Annotated in this window: 7 protein-coding genes; all 7 read right to left on the reverse strand. The window is 64.4% G+C overall.

The genetic code is table 11. The features are described 5' to 3' along the window. Positions 1–423: 423 nt before the first annotated feature. Positions 424–1,356, reverse strand: coding sequence for an NAD(+) synthase (nadE, locus tag C2L80_RS14095; RefSeq protein ID WP_193602641.1), 933 nt, complete (start codon positions 1,354–1,356; stop codon positions 424–426). 449 nt (positions 1,357–1,805) lie between these two features. Continuing rightward, positions 1,806–2,456, reverse strand: a complete 651-nt coding sequence (gene hypB, locus C2L80_RS12615; RefSeq protein ID WP_092198231.1) for a hydrogenase nickel incorporation protein HypB — start codon at positions 2,454–2,456, stop codon at positions 1,806–1,808. A gap of 84 nt (positions 2,457–2,540) precedes the next feature. Further along, positions 2,541–2,939: a hydrogenase maturation nickel metallochaperone HypA/HybF gene (locus C2L80_RS12620; RefSeq protein WP_092198234.1), complete on the reverse strand. Its 399-nt coding sequence runs from the start codon at positions 2,937–2,939 to the stop codon at positions 2,541–2,543. A gap of 207 nt (positions 2,940–3,146) precedes the next feature. Beyond that, a complete protein-coding gene (gene tatC, locus C2L80_RS12625) occupies positions 3,147–3,959 on the reverse strand; it encodes a twin-arginine translocase subunit TatC (RefSeq protein WP_092198237.1) in 813 nt (270 codons plus the stop codon). Positions 3,960–3,962: 3 nt separating this feature from the next. Beyond that, positions 3,963–4,928: a Sec-independent protein translocase subunit TatA/TatB gene (locus C2L80_RS12630; RefSeq protein WP_103263323.1), complete on the reverse strand. Its 966-nt coding sequence runs from the start codon at positions 4,926–4,928 to the stop codon at positions 3,963–3,965. A gap of 255 nt (positions 4,929–5,183) precedes the next feature. Beyond that, positions 5,184–5,387: a CASC3 protein CASC3 gene (locus tag C2L80_RS12635; protein ID WP_087198160.1), complete on the reverse strand. Its 204-nt coding sequence runs from the start codon at positions 5,385–5,387 to the stop codon at positions 5,184–5,186. A 3-nt stretch (positions 5,388–5,390) separates the two neighbouring features. Continuing rightward, on the reverse strand, positions 5,391–6,746 hold the full coding sequence (locus tag C2L80_RS12640) for an amidohydrolase family protein (protein ID WP_087198162.1): 1,356 nt from the start codon (positions 6,744–6,746) through the stop codon (positions 5,391–5,393). Positions 6,747–6,995 lie beyond the last annotated feature (249 nt).

Genomic DNA, 6,995 nt, shown 5'->3' on the forward strand with positions numbered 1-6,995 from the left:
GCTCGGCCGCCTCGGTCAGGCTGAACCCCGCCGCGACGGCCTCCACGGCGAGCTCCCTGGTCTCCAACGGGTACATGCGGACTCCAATCCGGACACCGGAGTGTCCAACTTTTTGTCCGCACCCCCCATTGCCTTCGCAACTCACCAAAACGGTACTATATCGAAGAAAAATTCCGAAAAGATGACCGTAGCAAGGTGATGGCAGTAACGCCGTCACTGAGAACGTCGGCTTCGCCCATCAGAGCCGCGTCGGCCTCGCAGGTGCAACCTCCCAGCACGCTCGCGATCTCGCCCACCTTGAGCATCAGGACCACGCCGGCCTCGCAGGTGCAACCATTCGACAATTCGTCCCATCGACACCGCGTCGGCCTCGCGGACATCGCCGCTCGAAAGCGCGTCGCCGCGCGTTCGGGCGGCGACCGATCACCCGTAGAACGCGGCGTCGGGGGCGGGCGGCTCGAGCGCGCGTTTGAACGCGGTCGCCGCCACGCGCGAAAGCACGCGCTCCACCAAAGCCGCGTCGAAGCCCTCGCCCACAAGCGCCTCGGCATCCAAACCGCGCTCGACGTGCGCGAACAGCAGGGCATCGAGTGTGGCGTAATCGATGCCCAGGCTCTTCTCGTCCTCTTGACCGGGCGCGAGCTCGGCGCTCGGAGGCTTCGTGAACACGCGCTCGGGAATGGGGGGCACCGTGCCTCGGGCGGCTGCCGCACCCGCTGCATCCGCCATCAGGCCCGTATCCACCGCGTTCGACGCTGCGCCTTCGCCCATCGCTGCGCCAGTATCAGCGCTTGCCGCAACCGCATACGCGAGCAGCCCCTCTTCCCCGTTGCGCCAGCGGGCCACTGCGTACACGTCGGTTTTGTACAGCCCGCCGAGGGGGGCGAACGCACCAGCCGTATCGCCGTACAGCGTGCTGTAGCCCATGTACGCCTCGCTTTTGTTGCCGGTGTTCACGAGCATCCAGCCATGCGCGTTCGACAGCGCCATGAGGCACACCATACGGCAACGCGCCTGGGTGTTCTCAGCCGCAAGCCCCTCAAGCGCACCGCCGCACGCGGGTGCAAGCGCCCGCGCGAACGCCTCAAACGGCTCCACGATGGGCACGGTGTGCGCGTCGATGCCCAGGTTGCGCGCAAGCACCTCGGCGTCCTCCACGGAATGAGAGCTGGAATAGGGACCCGGCAGCAGCACGCCGTGCACGTGGTCGGCCCCCAGCGCGTCGACGCACATCACCGCCGCGAGGCTGGAATCCATGCCGCCCGACAACCCGACGACCGCATCGGAGAACCCCGCGCTCTCCATGAACGAGCGCAGCGCTTCGACACAAGCCCTGTACTGGTCTTTCGCTTCCACAACTCTCCTCTCACAGGTCGTTCGCGTCGCCAACAAAGGCGTTGCAGCGCCTACGCTTGGCGCGGACGGACGCAGCCTCGATGAGCCCATTCCGTAACCGGCAAACGAGCCGACAGCCCGCCCGTCGCCGCATCACCACCGCACCTGCTTTCGCGGCCGGTGACCGAGCCACCATGCGCGTCCGACGTTGACCTTTCGGCCCCACGATCCTTCTCTCGCAGGCCCGCTAAAATCAGCGAGATACGCCTAGGTGCTCGCGATCACCCCGTCCGGCAGCAGACGAACAAACCACCGGCTTGCTCGCTCTCACGCTCTGCGACCGAGCGACCGCGTTCTGTGCAGGAAATCTGCGCAGAACCACGCAAGCGGCAAACGAAAAAAGGGGCAAGACCCAATGCATTGGCGCTTCGCAGCGTCGAGCCTCTCCGACGGCTGACAAGCCGTCGGAACTAGATAGCCCGAACGCGCTCGGCCAGCCACGTGGCCCACTCCTCCACACCGTCGCCCTTCGTGGCGGCGATGGGGAAGATGGGGGCGGTCGGGTTCAGCTGGCGCACCGACGCCTCGAACGCCTCGCGGTCGAAGTTGAACACGGGCAGGGTGTCCACCTTGTTCAGCACCACGGCCTCGGCCACTTGGAACACGCCGGGGTACTTGAGCGGCTTGTCGTCGCCCTCGGGCACCGACAGGATCATCACCTTGGCGTTCTCGCCCAAATCGAAATCGGTGGGGCACACGAGGTTGCCCACGTTCTCCACGATGATGAGGTCGAGCCGCTCCAAATCCAGCACGTCCACCGCGCGCTTGATCATGGCGCTTTCGAGGTGGCACGCGCCGCCCGTGTTGATCTGCACGGCGGCGATGCCCTGCGCCTTGATCTTCTCGGCGTCCACGTTGCTGGCGATGTCGCCCTCGATCACGGCGATGTTGAACTCGTCGCGCAGCGCGTCGATGGTGGCGAGGATGGTGGACGTCTTGCCCGATCCGGGGCTTGCCAAGAGATCCAGCACGAACACGTGATGTTCGGCGAAACGCGCGCGCAGCTCGGCGGCTATCGCGTCGTTCTTTTGGAGGATGGGTTGCTTCATATCGATCTTCATAGCCGCTCCTTTACGTTCTTTCGGCATGGCACGAGCCGTCCGTCGGCGATGCGCGCGAAGCCGCGAAATGCGCTCCGAGCGTCGTCAAGCATCGGGGGCATCCGCTTCATCAGGAACGTCCGCTTCATCGGGAATGTCCACCTCGATGCTGTCGATGTGCAGCTCCCGCCCGGCGACAAGCTCGGTGGCAAAGCTGCCGCAGTGCGGGCACAGCATATGGAACCGGTCGTGTTCGTACTCCGCACCGCATTCGAGGCATCGGCTCTTCGGCTTGATCATGGCGATCTCAAGCTCGGCCTCTGCGCACAGCGCGTACTCCCGCTGCTCGCCCAGCGCCTCGAACGCGAACACGAGCGCGTCCTCGATGGCCTCGGTCATTTCGCCCACTGCCAGGCTCACCTTGAGCACGCGGGTCGCCCCGGCCTGCCGAGCCGACTCGACCACCGCGTCCATCACGCCCGTCATGATCCCCAGTTCGTGCATCGCGCTCCTTCATCGTGATCGTGCTTGCGTGTCCGTGCCCATGGTAGCCCAACCGCGCCGCTCGCGCGCACAGCGTTGCGCGAACGGCACGCGAACACCGACCGGCATGCGCACGACGGCCCGCCGCACTGCGACGGGCCGCATTTCGCTCGAATAGGGCCAGCAAACCGGTGCGAAGCGAGGGGTGACGCCCTCGAAACGCACGCGCTACTTCTTCGCCTTGCCCGCCTTCTTCGGTTCCTGCTCCTCGGCCTCCTCGGCATCGAGCCTCTCGTTTTGCTGCTTGATGCGCTTGGCCAGAATAAGGCGCGACAGCAGCAAGCTGACCTCGTACATGGCCACCATCGCAGCGAACAGCAACAGCATGGTCACCGGCGATGCATCCGGCGTCACCATGGCCGAGATGACCATGAGCACCACATACACGGTGCGCCATGCGCTCCGCAGCTTCCGATAGGGAATGATCTCCCACACCACCAGGAAGAACACGACGATAGGCAGCTCGAACGCGAATCCAAACCCAATCTCGAACTTGATGATGGTATCGATATACGAACTGGCCTGAGCCGTCACGACCGCAAACCCTTCGGCCTGGCCCGTGAGGAACTGGAACGCCGGATCGAGAATGACGAAATAACAGAACACCGCGCCGAACACGAACAACGAAACCGCCGCAGTGAACGTGGGGATGAACCACTTGCGCTCGCTCGGCTTGAGCGCCGGCAGGAAGAACGCGAGGATCTGCCACAGAATGACGGGAGAGCACACCACCGCCGAAACCCACAGCGCTACCTTGAAGCGTATGGCGAACGCCTCGAAAGGACTGAGCACCGTAAGCGACTCCGCACCCCCTTGCGGCAGATACGGCTCGATGGGAATGGTGAGAATATGAATGATGGTGGGCGTGGCCCAATAGAACACCATGACGGAAATGAACAGGCAGACGACGATGCGCACGAGGCGCATGCGCAGCTCGCCCAGGTGGTCGAACAGGGGCATACGTGCCGGTCCGATGGGCATGGCTTACTTCTCCCCCTTCTCGGTCGTGGATGCGGATTGGGCCTTGGCGGCCTCTTCGGCGGCCTTCTTGCGATTGGCGGCGCGCGTCGCAGCGGCCTTCTTCGCCGCCGCCGAGCGGGCAGCGGCCTTCTCCGCGTCGGTCTTGGCCGCGGGTTTGCGCGTCGTCGACTTGGCAGCTGCGGGCTTGGCAACCGGCTTGGACGCAACGGCCTTAGCAGCTGCGGGCTTGGTGGTCGCAGCCGAGGACGCGGCGGGCTTGGTGGCCGTGGCCTTGGCAGCTGCGGGCTTGGACGCAGTCGGTTTATTCGCCGCAGGCTTTACAGCCGATGACGCTTCGGAAGATGCAGTGGTCGGCTTGGCGGCTGCGGGCTTCGACGCAACCGAGGAAACCGCGGGCTTGGACGCTGCCGACCCAGAGGCGGCCGGTTTGGACGCCGCCGTGGGCTTCGCCGTCGATGTCGCAGCTTTGGGCTTCGTGCCGTACAGCTCGTCGGGAGAGGGCTTCGACTTGGCGGCGGGCTTCTCCGCTGCCTTCGCCGCATCGGCCTTCTCGGCGGGCTGCGCAAACGATCCGTCGGGCTTCGCGACCGCCTTCGCTGTTGCGGCCGTAGCGGTTGCAGCCGTCGCTTTCGATGCTTCGGCCTCGGCCTTCTTCGCTTCGGCAGCCTTCTTCGCAGCGCGTTCCTTGTCGTACTTCGCCTTGCGCTCGGAGAAGCTCTCGGTCTTCTGCTGCTTCTTCTCGCCCTCGGCCACCTTCGACAAGGCTTCGAGCGGGTTCTTGAACGGCTCGTCGGAGTTCGGGTCGTAGACTTCCGTCTTGATGACCTTGTTCATCTCCTCCTGAGCACTTCTGAACTTATTGATGGCCTTCCCCAGCGTCTTCGCCATCGCAGGCAATTTGTCGGGCCCGAAAATGAGGAACCCGAACAACAAAATGAGGAAAAGCTCGAATCCACCGATTCCAAACAAAGCAAACCCCTTTGTGCGGTTTCTCTACTCTCCACCGCGCCCCGTGCGCGGCAACGATTCATAGTATCACAAACCCATCCGGCCAAGCTGCGTGAGAATCCTTTACAGAAAAAGCATGGCGAGGCGATCGCGCCCGCAAGGCGATAGCGCAGTCAAACGGAACGCACGGCAGAGGAGCGCTGCGACTCCACCACCGTGAATCTAAAGGAAACGCGAACTTACCGCGCCACAGACGAAACCGCGGCGCATACGGCCCTACGACGCTCCCCCACCCAAAAACGCGAGGCCCACCGTGGGAATGCCGAGCGCCAGCACAAGGATGATGCACACGACAACTGTGAACACCCTCTTCGTTCGCTCGGCGGCCTCCCGCCGCTCCTTCTCGCGCCGTTCGCGCTCCTGCGCCGCCTTGATGCGCTCGCTTTTCTGCTTCGCCGTTAGCTTCTGGTTCGCACCCATTGCCTACATCCTCAACTTGCCGCGAATCTCGATGACGCGGGCGATGTTCTTGGCAACCTCCACGCCCACGTTCCACTTGCTCTTCTCGTACAGAACAGTGCCATCCACCATGGTCATGAGCACGTCGGTGCCGCTGCAGGTGTTCACCACCGCCGACACGGGGTCGGTCGTGGGCGTCTGATGCGAACCGGACAGGTCCACCGCCACGATGTCGGCGCGCTTGCCGATGTCGAGCGAGCCGATCTTGTCGTCCAGCTTGAGTGCGCGGGCACCGCCGATGGTGGCCATCTCCAGCATCGTGGCCGAGTCGAGGAACGTGCCCACGTTCACGGCGCGCTGCACGAGCATGCCGATGCGCATCTCCGTGAGCATGTCGGTGGAGTCGGTGGCGGCAGGGGAATCGGTGCCGAGGCCCAAGCGCAAACCAGCGCGCAAGAACTCGTTGAGCGGCGCCACGCCCATGCCCAGCTGCGCGTTGCAGCGCGGACACGAGGCCACGGCCACGTCGTACTCCTTGAGTTTTTGCACGTCCTTGTCGTCCACGTGGACGCAATGGATGGCCAGCACGTTGTCGGATTCAAACGCGCCCCAGTTCAGCGCGTAACGCACAGGCGTCGTGCCGGTGGGCAGCCACGGCGGGATCTCCACGTAGCCGCGCTTCTGATCCATGGTGTGGACGGAGAACGGCGAGGAGCCGTACTTGATGAAGTTGAACTCCTCGCGGTTGCCGGCCATGTGCATGGCGACGGGCACGTTCTCGCGGCGCGCGAACTCGGACACCTTCGCGAACACCGACGGATGGCACACGTACATGGCCGCCGGGGCGATGCCGATGGTGATGCGGTCGCCGTCGACCTCCTCGCGCCAGTGCATGATGTCGTTTTCGGCCACGCGCATGGCGTAGTCGACGCGGCGCTTGTCCATGGCGCCCACCTCGCGGTAGATGACGCTGCGCATGCCGAGCTTTTGCGTGGCGGTGCAGGCGGCGCCGGTGGTGGTGATGTCGGCCACCGTGGTGATGCCGCTTGAAAGCGCCTCGAGGCCGCCGAGGATGGCCGAGTCGTACCAATCGCTCACGTCCATCTTCGTGCTTTTCTCGAGCATCGACGTGATCCACGTGGTGTAGGGCACGTCGTGCACAATGCCGCGCATAACGGAGTTCTCAAGGTGAGTGTGCAGATCGACGAGGCCCGGCATGAGCGCGGCCTGACCGTAATCGACGACTTCCTCGTCGGGATAGCGCAGCTTGAGCATGTCGGCGGCACCGACGTCGCGGATCGCGCCGTCGCGGACGAGCACGGCGCCGCCCCTGAACGGCTCCGACGTGATGGGAAGAATGTATTGTGCGCACAGTAGCATAGCCGCCCCGCCTTTTCTCCCGAACCTCGTTCGTTTCGTATGGGCCGTATCATAGCATTCCCCATCGCATCTGCGGCAAACGCACACAGGGGAATCGGCGGGGGCCAGCGAGGGAAGGGCGCGGAGGCAGAGCGTAATGTGGGAGAACGCGGGACGTAGGATGCGGAGGCAGAGCGCGATGCGGGGCGCGGATGCGGGCCGCATACGGGGGATGTCTGGGCGCGGGGCGCGGGCGGTGACGCGCGGGGG

Source organism: Rubneribacter badeniensis (assembly GCF_002899695.1).
Classification (GTDB): domain Bacteria; phylum Actinomycetota; class Coriobacteriia; order Coriobacteriales; family Eggerthellaceae; genus Rubneribacter; species Rubneribacter badeniensis.

Bases quoted from the DNA above. Each gene is read 5' to 3' on its own strand.
- hypB (WP_092198231.1), bottom strand. From the start codon at position 2,456: ATGAAGATCGATATGAAGCAACCCATCCTCCAAAAGAACGACGCGATA.
- C2L80_RS12620 (WP_092198234.1), bottom strand. From the start codon at position 2,939: ATGCACGAACTGGGGATCATGACGGGCGTGATGGACGCGGTGGTCGAG.
- tatC (WP_092198237.1), bottom strand. From the start codon at position 3,959: ATGCCCATCGGACCGGCACGTATGCCCCTGTTCGACCACCTGGGCGAG.
- C2L80_RS12635 (WP_087198160.1), bottom strand. From the start codon at position 5,387: ATGGGTGCGAACCAGAAGCTAACGGCGAAGCAGAAAAGCGAGCGCATC.
- C2L80_RS12640 (WP_087198162.1), bottom strand. From the start codon at position 6,746: ATGCTACTGTGCGCACAATACATTCTTCCCATCACGTCGGAGCCGTTC.